This is a genomic window from Aeromonas sp. ASNIH7 (genome assembly GCF_002903485.1).
GTDB lineage: Bacteria > Pseudomonadota > Gammaproteobacteria > Enterobacterales > Aeromonadaceae > Aeromonas > Aeromonas caviae.
On the sequence record NZ_CP026226.1, the window covers coordinates 3858414 to 3877143 of the forward strand.

The window sequence follows — 18730 nt, forward strand, 5'->3', positions numbered from 1 at the left end:
CCGGGCTGGGGGCATCCGGCCCCGGCCAGATCCGGCCACTGCCCGCTTCTGCCCGCCACCTCCCTTGATCCAGGTCAAAAGGGACTCGGGCCGCTTATTTTACGGTCAAGGGTGAGGTTGGTGAATGACACATAAGGATGTGCGTATGGAACTCAAGAGGGACCCGAGATGCTATACCGACGTCTGTATCGACGGTAAGTGGTATCACTACGATCACTGCAGCACTCACGTTTATATGCTGATGGGGGGCGCCGCCCCCAGCCTGCAGCTTGCCCATGAACCCGGCAGCGAAGAGGAGCTGGTGGAGATGCTCCGCCAGCACCCTCAACGCTGACTGCCTGCGGGCCATCGGGGGTATCGCCCCGGCGGCCCGCCTTGTTCAGCCCGCCTTGCGGCCCAGGATCTTCTTGCCCATCTCCAGCAAGGTCGTTGCCGCCGCATAGGCCTCGTCTGACTTGCCTATCTCGTCCGCCACGTAGAGAAAGCCGGATCTGTACTTCTCCACCGCCTCGCGGGGAGTGGCCGCGTCGATGAAATCCTCTTCCACCTCGAACCCTTGCGTCAGCAGCGCCTCCTTCTCCGTGAGGAAGGTGGGGGAGGCCATGTCGACATAGGTATATTGCTGACGGCGGGAGGCGGGGACGCTGAAGAACTGATATCTGGCCATGGATGTGGCTCCTCTGAACGGGTGATCTGCCATGGGGGCGCTCGATGCGCCCGGCAAGATAAAGGAGCATTCGAGTCTTGCAGCAGACTACCTTGAGTCGTGAAGGGACGCAATCGGGCTGGTGATGGCTCTGGCGACATGGGCGCAGCGCCTCACCTGCTTGTCAGGCAAGCACACCTTCCAGCACCCGTTGGGGAGTCTCGGGAGCGCAGTGGACAAGCAGTTGCTCCCCGGTCATGGGGCGCCCGAGCAGATAGCCCTGCAAGGTGTCGCAGCCCAGCTCGGTCAGCAGGTCGCGCTGCTCCGGGGTTTCCACCCCCTCTGCCACGATGCGCATCTCCAGGGCCTGACCCAGGGCGATGATGGCGGCGATGATGGTGGCATCGTCGCCCCCCCGCTCCAGGGTGGTGACAAAGCCCCGGTCAATCTTGAGCTCGTTGGCGGGGAAGCGCTTGAGGTAGAGCAGGCTGGAGTAGCCGGTGCCGAAGTCGTCGATGGAGATGCCAAGGCCAAGCTCGGCCAGACGGTTGAGGATGGCGAGGCTCTCCTCGGCCTTCTGCATGGCGGTGGATTCGGTGATCTCTAGGGTCAGGTGACGGGCCTCGAGCCGATGGCGGGCGAGGGCGCCCTGCACCTCCTCCAGCAGCCCGGGGCTGGCGAGCTGGATGGTGGAGAGATTGACCGCCACGCTCCAGTCGTGATGACCCGCCGCCCGCCAGGCGCTCATCTGGCGGCACGCCTCGTCGATGACCCAGTTGCCGATGGGGATGATGAGCCTGCTCTTCTCCGCCAGCGGCAGGAAGCTGGCCGGCGAGACGGCACCATGCTCCGGGTGCTGCCAGCGCAGCAGGGCCTCGGCGCCGACCACCTGACCGCTGCGGGCACAGTATTTGGGCTGGTAGTGCAGGGCCAGCTCCCCCCGCTCCAGGGCGTGTTGCAGCTCCTTGTGCAGCAGGAACTGCTGGTGGGCGTTGGCGTTCATGGCGCTGTCGAAGTAGTAGTAGTCGTTGCGCCCCTGCTCCTTGGCGTAATACATGGCGGCATCGGCGTTGAGGGTCAGCTCGTGCAGGCTGGTGCCATCCTGGGGATAGACGGCAATGCCGATGCTGGCGGTGATGTGCAGGCTGTGGTGCTCCCACTCATAGGGCTGGGCCAGGGTGGCCAGCAGCCGCTCGGCGAAGGCCGTGGTCTGGCTCACATCCCCCGGCGCCAGGGCCAGCACGAACTCGTCCCCGCCAAAGCGCGAGGCGGTGTCGCTGGCACCGAGCAGGCCGGTGATGCGCTGGGCCACCTCGGCCAGCAGCAGATCCCCGGTGTGGTGGCCGTGGGCATCGTTGATGATCTTGAAGCCGTCGAGATCGAGAAACAGCAGGGAGAAGCTGCGCTGGCTGTGCTGACACTCCTGGATGCGCTGCTCCAGCCGGTCGGCAAACAGCAGCCGGTTCGGCAGCCGGGTCAGGCTGTCATGGAGCGCCAGCTTGAGCAGCTCGTCGTGGGCCTGATGCAGGGAGGTGGAGAGCCTGGCGGCGTGGGCATCCAGCATGGAGAGCACGAAGGCGATGGCGAACACTGCCAGGGTCACTATGATGACCACGGTTGCCAGCCACTGGGTATTGAGACCGGTGTAGAGGGCTCCGCACAGGCTCTCTGCGGGGAACTGGGCCGCCGCCATGCCGGTGTAGTGCATGCCGATGATGGCCGCCCCCATCACCAGGGAGGCGAGGGCCTTGCTGAAGAAGGCGCGAGGCGAGCTGTTGCGCAGGCGAAACGCTATCCAGAGCGCGGCACCCGAGGCGAATACCGCGATGAGGATGGAGAGGATGAAGAGCCCAGGCAGGTAGTGGATGCCGGGCGTTATCTTCATGGCCGCCATGCCGATGTAGTGCATGGTGGCGATGCCGGCACCCATCAGCACGGCCCCGAACAGGATCTGGTGCCAGGGGAGCTGGGGACGACTCACCAGCCAGAGCGCAAAGGCCGAGGAGCCGATGGCCGCCACCAGGGAGAGACCGGTGAGGGTCAGATCGTATCCCAGCGCGATGGGCAGGTTGAAGGCGAGCATGCCGATAAAATGCATGGACCAGATGCCGAGCCCCATGGCGAAGGCTCCCCCCGCGAGCCAGAGCACGGCGGCCCGTCCCCGACTCTGGCTCACTCGACTGGTCATGGTCAGCGCCGTGTAGGAGGCGAGCACCGCCACCAGGATGGAGAAGAACACCAGATCCTGGCTGTAATAACTGTCGAGCATGGGGTGGGTTGGGGTCACGTTCATTTACTCTGGGGTACATCAGGGCCTGAGCCTGGGCCGGGTCAGGGGAAATCGGGTGGCAGATTGTACACCAGGCGTCCCTGTCGTGAGCCAGAGATACGTACCAAAATGGCCCCCGGATCAGAGCAAAAACTCTGTCTTTTCTGGCATTGGCCGCCATCCTGTGACCGATAAACCGGCACATCCCCATTTTATCCCGTCTGAACAACAAGATAGGGGAGCATGGGGCGCTTGCCACGGCGCGCCGGGCCCGTGGCGAAGGCGTGTGGTATGCGCACAAGGCGCCTGTGCGATAAAGGCTCGCAGCCCCTGTCACCCCTTCACGATAGCCGCAGGCCATGCGCTCAAGGAGTCAGCACAAGCCTGCATCCTCCGGGTCTTGGTTGACCCGGTACATCTGTTATCATCTTCCCCCTGTTTTCTTATCTCGTTGACTCTGCTGGAGAAACCATGTCTCGAACCCTTTATTTGCTGCGCCACGGCCAGACCCGTTACAACGCCGAATTGCGGTTGCAGGGGCGTTGCAACTCCGAGCTGACCCCCAGGGGCGAAGCCCAGGCCCTCGCCATGGGGGCCCGTCTGGCCAAGCTCCTGGACGAGCCCACCGACTGGACGCTCTACGCCAGCCCCCTCGGCCGGGCACGGCAGACGGCGGAGCGGGTGTGTCAGCAGCTTGGCTTGGACCAGGAGCGCATCATCTGGGACGAGCGGCTGGTGGAGCTGGGGATGGGGGAGTGGGAGAGTCGCCGGGTGCCCGAGCTGCTGGCGGCCCACCCCGAGCTGGATCTGGAGGAGCCGGACTGGTATCTGCGGGCCCCCCATGGCGAGAGCTTTGAGAGCATTCAAGGCCGGGCCCGGCAATGGCTTGAGGACGAGCACATTGCCGAGCAGGCCATCGTGGTTTCTCACGGTCTCTTTGGCGCCATGCTGCGCGGCGCCTATGTGGATCTGGACTACACCACCACCTGGCTGCAGGAGCTGCCGCAGGATGCCTTCTTCAAACTCAGTGGCGGTCGCATCGAGCGGATTGCCTGCTGACCACACGAAGGCGGCCCGCCGTGGGGCCGCTTTTGAGCGCAAGGAGATTTTCGAGAAGCTGATAAGGGGCTTGATGCATCCTGTCAGACAACTCTTTCGTTTGGATAGTCAGGCCAGCTCAATGATGTTGTAGTCCCCCTGATGATGGGCGGCAGCCACTCCAGAGTGGTCTCATCCATTCCTTTCAAGCCGCATTCCCATATCTGGAATACTCTCCAACCTGCCTGGCTCAGCATGTATTCCACTTTTTCATCGCGGATCGTGTTGGCCGTAAACTTCTGCAGCCAGAATACGGTATTGCTCTTTGGAGTGGCAGCATAGGGACAGTTGAGATGACGGTGCCAGAAGCAGCCATGAACGAAAATGCAGAGTCTATAGCGTGGGAGAACGATGTCGGGTGAGCCGGGAAGATCTTTCACGTGCAATCTGAAACGAAAACCCCGGGCGTGGAGATATTTGCGCAGTAAAATTTCGGGGCGGGTATTCTTGCCTCTGATGCCTGACATCATCACAGAACGGGTTGATGCATCAACAACATCCATGCTTTCGCTTCCTCGACGTCACGCTTCCTGGTATCTTTACGGCCTGATCAAAAACACAGTAATTCGACATGAGCACTTTTTTACCACCCATCCCCGTTGTCGACTTGTTTGCCGGTCCTGGCGGGTTGGGTGAGGGCTTCTCCTCTCTCAATGATGGCAAGGCATTCGAAATCCAGGTTTCTGCTGAGAGGGACCCTGTCGCCCACCAGACATTGAAACTTCGCGCATTCTACCGATTGCTCAAGAGTCACAGGCCCGAGTTCATTCAGGACTATTACCAGTTCTGCAACGGCGATGCAGAGAATCCCTTCACGGAAAATACCATCGATCTCTGGGAAAAAGCGGAAAAAGAGGCGCTGTGTCTGGAGATTGGCAGTGAAGCAGGCAATCAAGAGCTTGATCACGCGATAGCCAAGGCTTTTGAAAACAAGAGTGAATCCCAGCCTTGGGTGTTGATTGGCGGTCCTCCCTGTCAGGCCTATTCCATCGCCGGACGTTCAAGAAACAAAGGCAACGCCGAGTACAAACCGGAAAAGGACAAGCGTCACTTTCTATATAAAGAGTATTTACGGATTATCCAGAAGAATCGCCCAGATATTTTTGTCATGGAAAATGTCAAGGGAATGTTGTCTTCAAAGATTAATGGCGACTTTATCTTTCATCAGATCTTGCGTGACTTGGCCAGTCCCAATGTGGCTTTGGATATGCCTGATGACGGCCTTAGATATAAAATAGTATCTTTGGTAAGTGACGAAGTATTCCAGGATGGCGATGATCCCAAATTGCTTGATGCCAAGAAGTTCATAATTCAGGCAGAAGAGTATGGAATTCCGCAAGCCCGTCACCGTGTAATTCTTCTGGGCATTCGTAGTGATCGTATCCGTGCTGAGCTTCCAGAATTGCCAAAGCTGTCAAAGTCAGACAGAGTGACGGTCAAGCAGATCATCGGAAATATGCCTGTATTGCGAAGCAAACTCAGCAAACAACAAGACTCCTATGATGATTGGATTTCATCTGTTAGTGATCAATTGATGGATCTTTCCTTACTTGCTCCAATGGGGCCAGAGCATATCAGACCACTTGCAAAGAGATTGTCAACCGCCGCTGAATGTCTTAAGGCAGAGAATACTGGCGCATTGCGTCTTAAAAAGAAGAGTGAAGAAGATGTTGGTGAAATTGATGGTCTGGAGAAATGGTATTCAGATCCTAAGTTGAAAGTGTGGTTGAATCACGAAACAAGGGGTCATCGTATTGATGATCTGGCTCGTTATGGATTTGCAGCATGCTTTGCTGAAGAGCATGGGCGTTCACCAAAGGGTCACACCGATTTCTGCTTGCCAAGGCTTGCACCGGATCACAAAAACTGGGAATCAGGACAGTTTTCGGATCGGTTCAGGGTCCAGCTGGCGGATACACCATCCACGACCATTACCAGCCATATATCTAAGGATGGCCATTACTTCATCCACTACGATCCGACACAATGTCGCAGCTTGACAGTGAGAGAAGCCGCACGTTTGCAGACATTTCCCGACAATTATTTCTTCCATGGAGGAAGAACACAGCAGTATCATCAAGTCGGTAATGCAGTTCCACCATTGCTGGCACATAAAATAGCAGAAATAGTATTTAAAATACTAAAAATCAAAGATGATGATCAATTGGGCTTAAGTTTATGGTCAAATGATGCATGAGATAGGGGAGCGTAGGCTATCTAATGGCAAATGAAAGAAGACACCCACCAAGCGCAGCTTGTCTCTCTGCTTCTATGAGAGATATTGGATATTCGCTCGAAACGGCTATAGCAGATCTGATAGATAACAGCATTTCTGCTGGCGCCAGCAATATCGAGATTATTTGTGATGTAGCATCAATACTTCCGACTCTTATCATTTTAGATAATGGTAGAGGGATGACAGAAGAGGAGCTATTGATAGCCATGCGCCATGGAACGGATAGTCCCGCTAGGCGACGTTCATCACATGATCTTGGCCGCTTTGGCTTGGGCTTGAAAACGGCTTCTTTTTCACAATGTCGCTCTCTGACCGTAGTTAGCATCAAGCAAGGGCTCATATCTGGTGCGGAATGGAATCTAGATCGCATTGATGCATCGGACGACTGGCTTCTATCAATTCTGGAGCCTGTTGACATTGCAGCATTGCCCCATATTGAGTTACTTGGCGACAATGGTACTGCGGTCATCTGGCGTAAGCTGGATAGATTGTTGGAAGATGAAATTGGCGTTCATCGGGATGAAATCGTCAACGAAAAACTTGATGTTGTAGGCCGGCATCTTTCCTTGGTATTCCATCGTTTCCTTTCTGGAGAACTCAAAGGTTATTCCAAGCTTTCACTTAGCATAAATGGTCATCCGATTACTGCATTTGATCCTTTTTGCAGAAAAAATCCTGCCACTCAGATTCTTCCTGAGGAGGTTGTTCACATTGGCGCAGCTCAAGTCCGCCTGCAGCCTTTCATTTTACCGCATCATAGTCGCTTGTCAGCTTCCGAATACGATTACTACCAGGATCGCAGCGATTTTATCTCCAACCAAGGTTGTTATGTCTATCGAAATGGACGCCTGATGGCATGGGGAGATTGGTTCCGTATCGTACCAAAAGGAGAAGCCACCAAGTTGGCGCGGGTGCAAATAGATTTCCCAAACAGTCTCGATGAAGACTGGACCATCGATATAAAGAAGTCTCGTGCCCGTCCTCCACATGCAGTTCGTGAACGTCTGCGTCAGATCCTCACTAAAGTTACTGCACGCAGTGTGACCGTTCACAGAGGGCGTGGACAAAAGTTGTTTCAAGAAACTCAAGCGCCATTTTGGGAACGCTATGCAGAGCACGATGGAATTCGATTCTCGATAAACGATCAGCATCCCATTATTACCTCATTGGCTGGAAAGCTTTCACCAGAGGAGGCGAAATTATTTCGAACACTGCTTGATTCTGTTTCTGCATCATTGCCAATTGAAATGATTTATTCTGATTACTCGACACATCCACGTGCAATAATCCCTCAAAAAATAGATGAAAAAGAAGTCATGGAACGGCTAAGGAATCTACGTCATATTTTGTACGGCGATGGGCCGGGTGATGCTAAGGCTTTTCTACAAATTGTTCGATCCACACATCTCTTCGACGATCAGGTCGATATTTCTGAAAAATTTATCAGTGAGGCTTTTACATGAGCATTACAGGTATAACGCAAGAAAAGAATATCACCAATGCTCTAATCTCGGGGCTTGCTAATATGACGGAAACGCCAACACGTGAGCAAGTAGAAGATAAGGCTAGACAGATTGCTGCAGTTTTTGGTTACTCTGGGGACCTTAGAAATGTTGTTATCGAAGCTATGGCGTCTGTGGTAACCAGAATGGGAGCCGGCATATCATTGGTTGATACCAATGCGAATCATGACGACCAATGGGTTCACAAACGAAGTGATGTTAGCTGGACCTATGCTAACGCATATGAGGAATTTCTACGGAATGAGGGTTGGCCTCCACAGATGGTTCAGTCACTGAGTGATGTGACTACCCGGATCCTAGGCCATCTTCAGGACCCACTCAGCGAAGGGACAACTTGGAATCGCCGTGGTCTTGTCATTGGTCATGTGCAGTCTGGAAAAACTGCCAACTATACGGGCTTGATAGCACGAGCCGCCGATGCGGGTTACAAGTTCATCATTGTTATTGCCGGAATCCACAATAATTTACGTAAGCAGACGCAGCAGCGAATTGATGAGGCCTTCATTGGTCAATCGAGTGACCCGAATGATCGCCGATATGTTGGTGTTGGGACAATGCCAAACTATCCTCATCCTGGCACTCTTACAAATATTTATGAAGATTTTAATAAGAACACTGCAGATAAAAGTGGACTAAAAATAAGTAAATATAGTGCACCAATCATTTTGGTTATAAAGAAGAACGTCACAACATTGACTGCGTTACACAAGTGGTTGAAAGAGCTCAATGCCGCCGGTGATGGTCAAATTCGAGATGTGCCAATGTTGCTGATAGATGATGAAGCCGACAATGCATCGATTAATACAAACAAGGACGATTTGGACCCCACTAAGACGAATGCTATGATTCGCAGTATCTTGGGGTTATTTGCTAAATCTTGCTATGTTGGGTATACAGCCACTCCTTTTGCCAATATTTTCATTAATCCAGACTCTTATAGTGATGACGTTCGGGAAGAGTTATTTCCTCGCGATTTCATTTATTGCCTAGATGCACCGACAACTTATTTTGGTGCAGAGAAAGTATTTTTGAATGAAGCGACAAGCGAATCGGTTGTCATACCAATCGATGATTGTGAAGATTTTATTCCATATTCACATAAGCGTGACGCACCAATTCAAGAGTTACCACCAAGTTTATACCGAGCACTTGACGAATTCATCATTGCACGAGCTATTCGAAATCTACGAGGGCAGGCAGCCAAGCACTGTTCAATGATGGTGAATGTATCACGTTACGTACCGGTGCAGAAGGCTGTCCGTGACTTCCTAAGTCTCAGAGAGAAGAGAATTAGGGAAGCGGTTTTGGCCAATTACGCGATGCCGGAAAACGTATCATCAAAAAATATATATATGCGAGGATTGAGGAATGCCTTCGAAGCTGAATATAGCGATGTTGGATTTATATGGGAAGAAGTGAAATCAGCTCTTAATACTGTTTTCGAGCATCTTCATCTTTATGTCATCAATAGCAAAAGTGATGAAGTTCTTGATTATACTCGATATGAGAAAGAAGGTATTGGACTGACAGCGATAGCTATCGGTGGATTGAGTCTCTCACGGGGCTTGACTATCGAGGGGCTGACCATCAGTTATATGTATCGCAATACTAAGATGTACGACACGTTGATGCAGATGGGACGATGGTTCGGTTATCGCCTTGGATTCGAGGATCTCTGTCGTGTTCATCTCTCGCGTGACTCAATCAACTGGTATTCCCACATAGCTGATGCATCAGAAGAGCTTGTCCAGCAGGTTAAACGCATGCGGCGGGATCGCCTGAGCCCAAAGGAATTTGGGTTTTATGTCCGTGCACATCCAGATCGCCTGCTTATCACTGCGGCAAACAAGATGCGTTCGGGAAAAAAAGAAACCGTCGAACAGAGTTTTAGTGGGCGAATGCGTGAGAGCTATATCGTTTCCCTAGACCCTGACGTCAATACAAGGAACTTTGCTCTACTCTCCAAACATTGGCGCAGTGGATTTGGTGGGCGGCCAGAAGAGAAGACTAAGAAGGGATATATATTCAGGGATGTGCCAGTTGACGTTATCGACGATTTTCTCATCAGATTTGAATGCCATTCTGCTTTTGCTGGACAGAAGTCAGATGCGATAAGCTATCTAGAACGAATTTCGAAGAAGCACCCGCTAGCAGATGTTTTGCTTATATCACCTCCGAATGGTTCAGGTGGAGAAAGCCCATTCACTCTTAGGAATCAAGAACGTGTAGTAGGGAAAGATCAGCCGGATGGAACCTCATGGCGTTTGAACAAAGACAGGGTTGCTTCACGTGGTGATGAAGGTCTCGGTCTTGATGATTTATGCGATGAGGCGAAGAAGATAGCTAAGGGAGAAGATGGCTGTGGAGCAGTATCAGACACGCATTATCGAATGGTCAGAAATAGACCTCTTCTCATGATTCATAGTTTAGAGCCCAAAGGCGATAATGTGGTCGGCCCAATAGCAGCCTTCGGCATCAGTTTCCCATATGGTGATTATTCAACGACTATTAATGTTGTCGTGAATAAGGTCTGGCTCAAGCAGATGGTTGGATATGCGGATGACCCTGCAGAGGAAGAAGACCAATATGATTAATTCCTCACCATGGGATGATATTCCCGTTCCTAAAATGGGCTTGAATGTTATTCAGGTCTCACTAGCAACAGCAGTACCTTGTTTCTGGGGGCGCAATATCAGCGGTTCTTGTCTGTTCATTCTAGAACTTCAAGGGGATCATGTTGCCCATTATCGGCAGAATGCTGTAACGGTAAATGGCATCGATATAGACCTTCGGGCTAGCGAGCAAGGCCGACAGCACCTAGTGCTTACTCTTGAGAGACATGTTGATCGCGACCTCTTTGAAGGGCTGTGTCAAACCCTTGCCTTTGCGCTTCAACACGCAACTGATTCGGCCAGTGCTCTGGCCGTTTCACAGGCACATATCCGCCGCTGGAAGACTTTTCTCATGGGGCGAAATCAGCGTTTGTCTGCAGAAGAGGTCCAGGGGCTCTTTGCCGAAATTACCTTTCTTGTGGAACTGCTCGATAAGGAAATGCCGAGCAGTACCGCAGTTGAATCCTGGCTTGGTCCGGATCGGTCGCATCAGGACTTCATCTTCGGCAACAGGGCAGTCGAAGTAAAATCGCTTTCAGGCCGAGAGCGGAGCTGCATCCGGATTTCGTCGGAAGATCAACTCGAATCCTTAAATGACTCACTCTTTCTACGCATTTACCTGTTGAACAGCCTGACGGACGCTGGAGGAGGCCGTTCTCTCAATGAGGTCGTTGCGGCAGTTCAGTCACGACTTGATGAAGTTGCCGCTTTGGAGGCTTTTGAACGGAAACTGGCTGCATATGGCTATGCGCCTTTCCCTGACTACGATGAACCGAGATTTGTGATCAGTGGCGTGCGTAGCTACCTAATTACTGACGACTTTCCGCGTCTTATAAGGTCGCAATTACCGCTAGGGATTGCCAAGGTAGCGTATGACATCAAACTGGAAGCGATTGCTCATTACGAGTGCGAGGGGGATGCTGTTTTCGGAGGACAATCATGGCGCAAAAAGTAGAAGAGTTCTTCCACGATTTTAGGCAAGAACTGCTGGCCGGGGCTGAAGCCAATGGCCTGTTTCAGCTTGACGAATTCATGGAAACTGTCGCGGTCGAGCTGGTTGATACAGGTTTTACCGAAGGTTTCGAGCTCTGTCATTATCGGGCCCAACGTGGCATGCGTGTGGACGGCTTCTGGTTCAATGATGAAGGTGTTCTGGATCTTTTTATTGCAGATTTTGACTCAAGGAATGAACTAGCAACGCTCAACAAAGCGGATGTGGTTGCGACATTCAAACGCGTTTCCAACTTCTTCGAGGCCAGTGCCAAAAAGTGCTTGGCTAGCGAACTGGAGGTGACATCGCCTGCGTATGGCCTTGCCAAGCAGATTGAGGATCGCAAGAGCACTCTTCGGCAAGTCAACTTGATTCTCTTTTCTGAGCGCATACTCAGCGAGAAAATCCAAGCTCTACCCGACGCTGAGATTATAGGTATACCTGCAGTTCATCACATCTGGGATATCTCACGCCTGCATCGTCAGAGAAGTTCTCGAAACCACAAGGAAGCACTTGATCTCGACTTCACGCAGATGTTTGGCAACGGTATTCCAAGCCTTCCGGCACATTTGGGAACCGATACTTACCAATCCCATCTCATGGTTATGCCTGCAGATGTGCTGGCAACTTTGTACGAGAAATTTGGTGCTCGTTTGCTTGAACAGAACGTGCGCACGTTCCTGCAGGCTCGTGGCAACGTGAATAAGGGGATCAGGACCACGATATTGAATGAACCCAACATGTTCTTCGCCTACAACAATGGGATAACTGCAACAGCGCAAGAAGTTGAGACTGCAATGACAGCTTCTGGTCCAGTAATTACAAGAGTTGTTGACCTTCAGATTGTCAATGGTGGCCAGACTACGGCATCTCTGTTTCATACTCGCAAGCGTGACAAGGCTGATTTGTCCCAGATATTCGTTCAAATGAAGCTGTCAGTGATAAATAGCCTTCAAAGCGAGGTAGTCGTACCCAAAATATCTGAGTATGCAAACACACAGAATAAGGTGAATGCGGCAGACTTCTTTTCTAATCATCCTTTTCATGTTCGGATGGAAGAGTTTTCACGTCGGATATGGGCTCCTGCACAGCAAGGGATGCAGCGTGAAACTCGCTGGTTTTATGAACGAGCACGCGGTCAGTATGCCGATGCACAGTCGAAACTCACAACTGTTGAGCAACGCCGATTCAAGGGGGAGCATCCTAAGCAGCAAATGTTCACTAAAACCGATCTGGCGAAATTCGAGAATGTCTGGGATGACCATCCCAAGTGGGTAAATCTTGGTTCCCAGAAGAATTTTGCGCGCTATGCCGTTCGAATAGGTTGTGAATGGGAGAAGTCACCTGACGAGTTCAATGAATTTTACTTCAAAAGGGCCATCGCTCGAGCTTTGATATTTCGAGCCACTGAACGTATCGTTTCTGCACAGTCTTGGTACAACGGTGGATATCGTGCAAATATCGTGGCCTATACATTGGCGCTAATAAGTCATATAACGAAGGATCGAAAGGTAAATATAGATTTTCTGGATGTCTGGAATATACAAAAAGTCCCACAAGTACTGGAAAATACAATAGCCATAGTATCGAAAGCTGTAAATGACGATATCATCAATCCACCCCCTGGTATTTCCAACATATCTGAGTGGTGCAAGAAGGATGCATGTTGGACAAGAATACAAGGCAGTGCTGAATCTGTAGCCAATCAACTCTCATCTGAATTTTACGAACGCTTGCTTTCATTTGATGATCAGTCAGTCAATATGCGCTCTGCCAAGCATACTCAGAGAATAGATAACGGCATTGAAGCTCAAAAAAAGGTGCTCGCAGTACCTGTGGTTGAATGGAAACGTATCCATCAGTTGCTGAATGAGAAAGGCCTCCTCACTCCAAAGCAGGACAGTGTACTTAAAGTGGCCATGCAGATTCCTTCCAAGTTCCCGACAGAGAAACAAAGTCTGGTGTTGCTTGAAATTCTTGAAAACGGAAGTTTGGAAGGGATAACCGTGCATGACAACGTAAATGTCTAACTCATACCTATGAGTGGTGCATGTACAGAACCTTAAGCGGCAAGCGAATTAATAATACCGTCTAACGTGTTGTTTTGCTTGGATTTTCTCTGCCTACTCTTTTTGCCGTTTTTGGATAAATACACCATTGCCCACTCCAACTTCTCTGTTATTTCCTGCCACGCACCATGGATGATGCTCGCCAATATCGGCATTAACCAAAGCGCGCTGTTTTTGGCAATCTTCAACATCGATAACTCCGCGCTGCCAATCAGCGTCAGCGCCAGCCGACGTTTGACCAGCAAGGCCAGCAAACTAGCCCAGATCAAGCCTTCCGCTATCGCTTTTTGTCGTGTCGCGAACGCCTTCAACCGGTTATGTGATTTCAGCTCTTTGAACAACAGTTCGATCTGCCAACGGCAACGATACAATGCCATCACCTTCTCGGCTGGCCATCGCTCACGCGGAAGATTGGTCATCCATATACAGAACCGTTTTTCCTCTGCAAACCAACGTCTTATGAGTCGATATTTATACTTTCCCGAACTCACATCCAGATCCAGAACCTCGGCTCTGCAGCTTCTCCGATCGATATCCTTGAGCTTTTTTCCGAGTAACTTGGGCATTTCCCTGCCGTCCTGTCGGTAAGCTGCCTGTACTTTGGGATTGAGATTTTGACTCCCTCTGACCAGATAGCTTCCTTTGGCTTTGGTCACATCAGCAAAGTACTCGCGGCTGATGTAACCGGCATCCGCCAATAACAGTTTGTTATTTAACGAATTTGCGGCCGGAAGATGCTTGCGCTCCGATTCGGTATCCGCCGTGATACTCATCGATATCGGCGACTGGTCCAGCAAGGACATGGTCATATGACACTCTACCGCAGCGGGGCTGTGCTTATTGAATCGGCCCGGGAAATGTTCTGCCAATTGCGGATGTAACGCGAATGACGACCCGTCCTGCAGCAGTACCTGCTCAAAGCCTGCCAGTCCGTGGGCGTCCGGTAGACACTCCTTGAGGCGTAAGGCGATGGCTCGTTCAACCAGTGCGCGCATGAACAAGGGAAAACCCTGCTTGCGTAACTGGTTGTGAAAGGGTTTATACGCTATTTGGTCAGTATCATGGAGCTGCAACGCATTGAAATGGCGATGCAAACCAGCAATACCATCCACCTTGTCGCAACCAAGCCCTGAGAGCAGAGCCGGGAGTAGTCTCGCAGGCTGGATATCCCGGAGTCGCTGACAAAAACCGGTAAATTTACCGATCCGGTTGAGTTCAGAAGAGCTAAGAAGTTGCTTGAGGTACTGGGTTGCATTGATAATAGTCATGGCTTCGGGCGTGTCGGTTTTTTTTTGCGATTAAATCAGATCACAAACGAAGCCTTTTTTCTATCTATTTCAATTGGTTGTAGCTAAAGATCCTGTACATGATGAGTGGTGCTTTTGAAAGGCTCTTGAAACGAAAGGCTGATTGTCGGGGGGGATTTGTTTCTGCGTGACAAGGCGTGTGCTGCCGTGCGTTAAGGTATTTCCCTAGTCAAAATAAGTGGTTAGCCCCCCTGTGCACCATGCCACAGTTTCTATTGAGGCGGGTGGGTATGATGGTGCGGCAATCACCATGACAGGGAGCAAGCATGATCAGCCATATCGACCATCTGGTATTGACGGTCAGCGACATTGAGCGGGCGGTGGCGTTTTACAGCGGCGCCTTCAAGATGGAGCCCATCACCTTCGGGGCGGGGCGCCGGGCGCTGCGCTTTGGCAACCAGAAGATCAATCTGCAACTGCTGGGGGAGGAGGCGCGCAACCGGGCGCAGGTGGGGTCGGGGGATCTCTGCCTCATCACTCGCTGGCCCCTGGATCAGGTGATGGCCCAGCTGGCGAGCCAGGGGGTCGAGATAGTGGAGGGGCCTGTGAGCAAAAGCGGTGCCTGTGGTCCCATCGAATCGGTCTATTGCCTGGACCCGGATCAGAACCTCATCGAGATCAGCCGTTATTGCTGAGCTCCTGGCACCTTGCGGTTTGTGTCACTGCTCCCTGGTGCGCCACTTGCGCAGCAGAGGGATCACGGTGAGCACCATGCCGGTGAAGAGCAGCAGATAGCCCAGGGGCAGCAGGGCGAAGGGCTCGTGCAGGAATCCCTGTGTATCCACTGTGGTGCCCAGCAGGTTGAAGGCCACAAAGCAGCCGAGCCCGGCCAGGATCAGCAGGGCGCCTATGGTCGTTGTCATCTCGTTCTCCTCGTTCGCGTATGGAAGAGGGGGGAGGGTGTCATGGCTGGGTGAAGCGAGCGTGAAGTGGTATCGGGCATGCAACCTGCGTCGCCCAGGTTAAAGCAACAGCTATGCAGATAACACAACAGGGCAGCCATGGGCTGCCCTGTTGCTTTGGGGGATGTCACGGGAAATGGCGTGACTAGCAGACCCCTTGCGCCAGCATGGCGTCGGCCACCTTGACGAAGCCGGCAATATTGGCGCCGCTTTCGTAGTTCACATGACCATCATCCTGACCGTAACGGACACAGGTGGCATGGATACTGGTCATGATCCCCTTGAGGCGGGCGTCCACCTCCTCCCGGGTCCAGGAGAGGCGCTGGGCATTCTGGCTCATCTCGAGGCCCGAGGTGGCAACCCCGCCGGCGTTGGCCGCCTTGCCCGGGGCGAACAGCACCTTTGCTTCGTGGAAGAGACGGATGGCGGCGGCGCTGGAGGGCATGTTGGCCCCCTCGGCCACCAGCTGCACGCCGTTGGCAATAAGCTGCACCGCATCTTCGGCATCCAGCTCGTTCTGGGTGGCGCAGGGGAGGGCGACGTCGGTCGCCAGGTGCCAGGGGGTGCGGCCGCTGAAGAACTCGAGCCCGAGCTCATGGGCGTAATCGGCGACCCGCTTGCGCTGCTCGTTTTTAAGCGCCATCAGGCGGGCCAGCTTCTCGGGGGTGAAGCCGTCCGGATCATAGACGGTGCCGCCGGAGTCGGAGGCGGTGATGACGCGGGCGCCGAGGGCCATCGCCTTCTCGATAGCGTACTGGGCCACGTTGCCTGAGCCCGACACCGAGACCCGCAGGCCATCGAGGGACTGGCCGCGATGGGCCAGCATGGCGTCGACAAAGTAGAGCAGGCCGTAGCCGGTGGCTTCCGGACGAATGAGGCTGCCGCCAAAGGAGAGTCCCTTGCCGGTGAAGACGCACTCGGCGCTGTTGGTGAGCTTCTTCATCATGCCCGCCATGTAGCTCACCTCGCGCCCGCCCACCCCGATGTCGCCCGCCGGCACGTCGGTGTTGGCCCCCAGGTGGCGATAGAGCTCCAGCATCAGGGCCTGGCAGAAGCGCATCACTTCTCCTTCGCTCTTGCCCTTGGGATCGAAATCGCTGCCCCCTTTGCCGCCGCCCATGGGCAGGGTGGTGAGGGCGTTCTTGAAGGTCTGCTCGAAGGCGAGGAATTTCAGCACAGAGAGATCCACCGAGGGGTGGAAGCGCATGCCGCCCTTGAAGGGGCCGATGGCGGAGCTGTGCTGCACCCGGTAGCCGCGGTTCACCTGCACCCGACCCTGGTCATCCACCCAGCTCACCCGAAACTGCACCAGGCGCTCGGGTTCCACCAGTCGCTCCAGCAGGCCGTGTTGCAGGTAGCGGGGGTGGCGCTCCACATAGGGCCAGATGGAGGCGATCACCTCGCTCACGGCCTGGATGAACTCGGGCTGGTGAGGGTTGCGGCTGGCGACCTGGGCCAGGAAGGCCTCCTGGGAGAGGGAATGACTCATCTTTAACTCCTGTCGTGAATGATGAAAGTGGCGTCCTGCCAGAGAGGGGATCATGCCCGTCTTCAGGGTTCGCGGGGCTCAAGGGGCCCGTTGTTGCGCCCCGATGGGGGTGTCATTTCCCGTCGTCGGCGGGTCAGAGCAGATAATTCGCGATGACCAAAATCTTTTTATGCATTTTTGCTGGATAAATATCAAGCGTTAGATCATCTGGCTATCTGCCAAAGGCCGCACCCTATCTTCGGCGGTGGGGGCCCGGCCCATGAAGTGAGCACCATGAAGTGAAAAGAGGCGGGGAGTGCGCGGTGCAGCCCAATCAGGGCCGCGGCGTCACCGCACGCTGGATAATGGGGGGCCTGCTGTTGCATCAGGGGCAGCACCACCCATGAGCCAGCAGCCAGGGGGCGACGGGGCCGGGCGCGGGCGCGTGCAATGTGCTACTGTAGCGGCGTTTTTTGCCGAACATGCAGGGCGCAGGCCCTTATTTCATGGAGTTGTATGCAGACGAACCCGACCACAGCGCGGCTGATCCAGCCTGCCATTCTCAAGGCCCATCCGACCCGGGAGGTGACCCATGCTGGCCGATGAATCCATGCGCCTGAACAAATACATCAGCGAGAGCGGCATCTGCTCCCGTCGTGAGGCCGATCGTTTCATCGAGCAGGGCAACGTCTTCATCAACGGCAAGCGGGCCGGGGTGGGGGATCAGGTGTTTGCCGGGGATCTGGTCAAGGTCAACGGTCAGGTGATCGAGCCGCGCGAGGCCGACAGCCTGGTCTTCATCGCCCTCAACAAGCCGGTGGGCATCGTCAGCACCACGGAGGCGGGGGAGAAGGACAACATCGTCGACTTCGTCAACCACAGCACCCGCATCTTCCCCATCGGTCGCCTCGACAAGGACTCCCAAGGGCTCATCTTCCTCACCAACCACGGGGATCTGGTGAACAAGATCCTGCGGGCGGGCAACGATCACGAGAAAGAGTACCTGGTGACCGTGGACAAGCCGGTGACCGACGAGTTCGTCCGGGGCATGGCGGCCGGGGTGCCCATCCTCGGCACCGTCACCAAGAAGTGCAAGGTGAAGCGAGAGGCGCCCTTCGTGTTTCGCATCACCCTGGTGCAGGGGCTGAACCGCCAGATCCGCCGCATGTGCGAGCACTTCGGCTTCGAGGTGACCAAGCTCGAGCGCATCCGCATCATGAACGTCAGCCTCAAGGGGCTGCCGGTGGGGGAGTGGCGCGATCTCACCGACGACGAGCTGATCGAGCTGTTCAAGCTCATTGAGGACTCCTCCTCCGAGGCGAAACCGGCCAAGGGGGCTCAGGTTGCCAAGCCCAAGGCGGCTGCGGCCGGCACCCCGGCCCAGGGCAAGAAGCCGCGGCGCAGCGACGATCACGAGATTGGCGGGCGGCCCAATGTGCCGGGCCCCGAGGCCTTCGAGAAGAAGAGCCCCGCAGGCAAGGGCGGGGCGGGCAAAGGGGCTGCCAGCAAAGGGGCAGCAGGTAAAAGCGCGCCCGGCAAGGGGGGCAAACCCGCCCCGGGCAAACCGCGGCCAGGGCAGGGTGGGCGCCAGAAGAAGGGGCGCTGAGCG

15 protein-coding genes are annotated in these 18730 nt (G+C 53.9%); 9 read left to right on the forward strand and 6 right to left on the reverse strand.

The genetic code is table 11. From position 1 onward, the window contains the following. The first annotated feature begins 145 nt into the window (after positions 1–145). Complete coding sequence (locus C2U47_RS18230) at positions 146–334, forward strand: hypothetical protein (RefSeq protein WP_010674183.1); 189 nt, start codon at positions 146–148, stop codon at positions 332–334. 45 nt (positions 335–379) lie between these two features. On the opposite strand, the gene C2U47_RS18235 is transcribed toward C2U47_RS18230, so the two are convergent. After that, positions 380–667 (reverse strand): hypothetical protein, encoded by a 288-nt coding sequence (locus tag C2U47_RS18235; protein WP_010674184.1) that lies wholly within the window; start codon positions 665–667, stop codon positions 380–382. Between the two features lie 163 nt (positions 668–830). Then, positions 831–2939, reverse strand: a complete 2109-nt coding sequence (locus tag C2U47_RS18240; RefSeq protein ID WP_227656147.1) for a putative bifunctional diguanylate cyclase/phosphodiesterase — start codon at positions 2937–2939, stop codon at positions 831–833. A 447-nt stretch (positions 2940–3386) separates the two neighbouring features. Between C2U47_RS18240 and C2U47_RS18245 the strand changes: the two genes are divergently transcribed. After that, the gene (locus C2U47_RS18245; RefSeq protein WP_029314288.1) at positions 3387–3974 is read left to right on the forward strand and encodes a histidine phosphatase family protein; all 588 of its coding nucleotides are present in this window, start codon (positions 3387–3389) and stop codon (positions 3972–3974) included. 83 nt (positions 3975–4057) lie between these two features. Here the strand turns inward: C2U47_RS18245 and C2U47_RS18250 are convergent, their stop codons facing one another. Continuing rightward, positions 4058–4516 (reverse strand): very short patch repair endonuclease, encoded by a 459-nt coding sequence (locus C2U47_RS18250; RefSeq protein ID WP_010674187.1) that lies wholly within the window; start codon positions 4514–4516, stop codon positions 4058–4060. Positions 4517–4584: 68 nt separating this feature from the next. Between C2U47_RS18250 and C2U47_RS18255 the strand changes: the two genes are divergently transcribed. The 5 genes from C2U47_RS18255 to C2U47_RS18275 are packed head-to-tail and all read left to right on the forward strand — an operon-like array spanning position 4585 to position 13405. Next, complete coding sequence (locus C2U47_RS18255) at positions 4585–6210, forward strand: DNA cytosine methyltransferase (RefSeq protein WP_010674188.1); 1626 nt, start codon at positions 4585–4587, stop codon at positions 6208–6210. Between the two features lie 23 nt (positions 6211–6233). Continuing rightward, positions 6234–7712, forward strand: a complete 1479-nt coding sequence (locus C2U47_RS18260) for an ATP-binding protein (protein WP_010674189.1) — start codon at positions 6234–6236, stop codon at positions 7710–7712. Next, complete coding sequence (locus C2U47_RS18265) at positions 7709–10366, forward strand: Z1 domain-containing protein (protein ID WP_010674190.1); 2658 nt, start codon at positions 7709–7711, stop codon at positions 10364–10366. The genes C2U47_RS18260 and C2U47_RS18265 overlap by 4 nt, the downstream gene beginning before the upstream one ends. Beyond that, a complete protein-coding gene (locus C2U47_RS18270; RefSeq protein WP_233735829.1) occupies positions 10332–11339 on the forward strand; it encodes a PD-(D/E)XK motif protein in 1008 nt (335 codons plus the stop codon). Before C2U47_RS18265 ends, C2U47_RS18270 begins: the two co-directional genes overlap by 35 nt. Then, complete coding sequence (locus C2U47_RS18275; RefSeq protein ID WP_010674192.1) at positions 11324–13405, forward strand: AIPR family protein; 2082 nt, start codon at positions 11324–11326, stop codon at positions 13403–13405. Before C2U47_RS18270 ends, C2U47_RS18275 begins: the two co-directional genes overlap by 16 nt. 32 nt (positions 13406–13437) lie before the next feature. On the opposite strand, the gene C2U47_RS18280 is transcribed toward C2U47_RS18275, so the two are convergent. After that, positions 13438–14712 (reverse strand): IS4-like element ISApu2 family transposase, encoded by a 1275-nt coding sequence (locus C2U47_RS18280; protein ID WP_011191341.1) that lies wholly within the window; start codon positions 14710–14712, stop codon positions 13438–13440. Between the two features lie 305 nt (positions 14713–15017). Between C2U47_RS18280 and C2U47_RS18285 the strand changes: the two genes are divergently transcribed. Next, entirely contained in the window at positions 15018–15386 is a 369-nt protein-coding gene (locus C2U47_RS18285) for a VOC family protein (RefSeq protein WP_010674193.1), read from the forward strand. Positions 15387–15410: 24 nt separating this feature from the next. On the opposite strand, the gene C2U47_RS18290 is transcribed toward C2U47_RS18285, so the two are convergent. Next, positions 15411–15614: a DUF3955 domain-containing protein gene (locus tag C2U47_RS18290; protein WP_010674194.1), complete on the reverse strand. Its 204-nt coding sequence runs from the start codon at positions 15612–15614 to the stop codon at positions 15411–15413. A 184-nt stretch (positions 15615–15798) separates the two neighbouring features. Then, positions 15799–17142: an NADP-specific glutamate dehydrogenase gene (gene gdhA / locus C2U47_RS18295; RefSeq protein WP_010674195.1), complete on the reverse strand. Its 1344-nt coding sequence runs from the start codon at positions 17140–17142 to the stop codon at positions 15799–15801. Between the two features lie 571 nt (positions 17143–17713). On the opposite strand from gdhA, the gene rluF reads away from it, so the two are divergent. Next, positions 17714–18727: a 23S rRNA pseudouridine(2604) synthase RluF gene (gene rluF / locus C2U47_RS18300; protein WP_010674196.1), complete on the forward strand. Its 1014-nt coding sequence runs from the start codon at positions 17714–17716 to the stop codon at positions 18725–18727. The last annotated feature ends 3 nt before the right edge of the window (positions 18728–18730 follow it).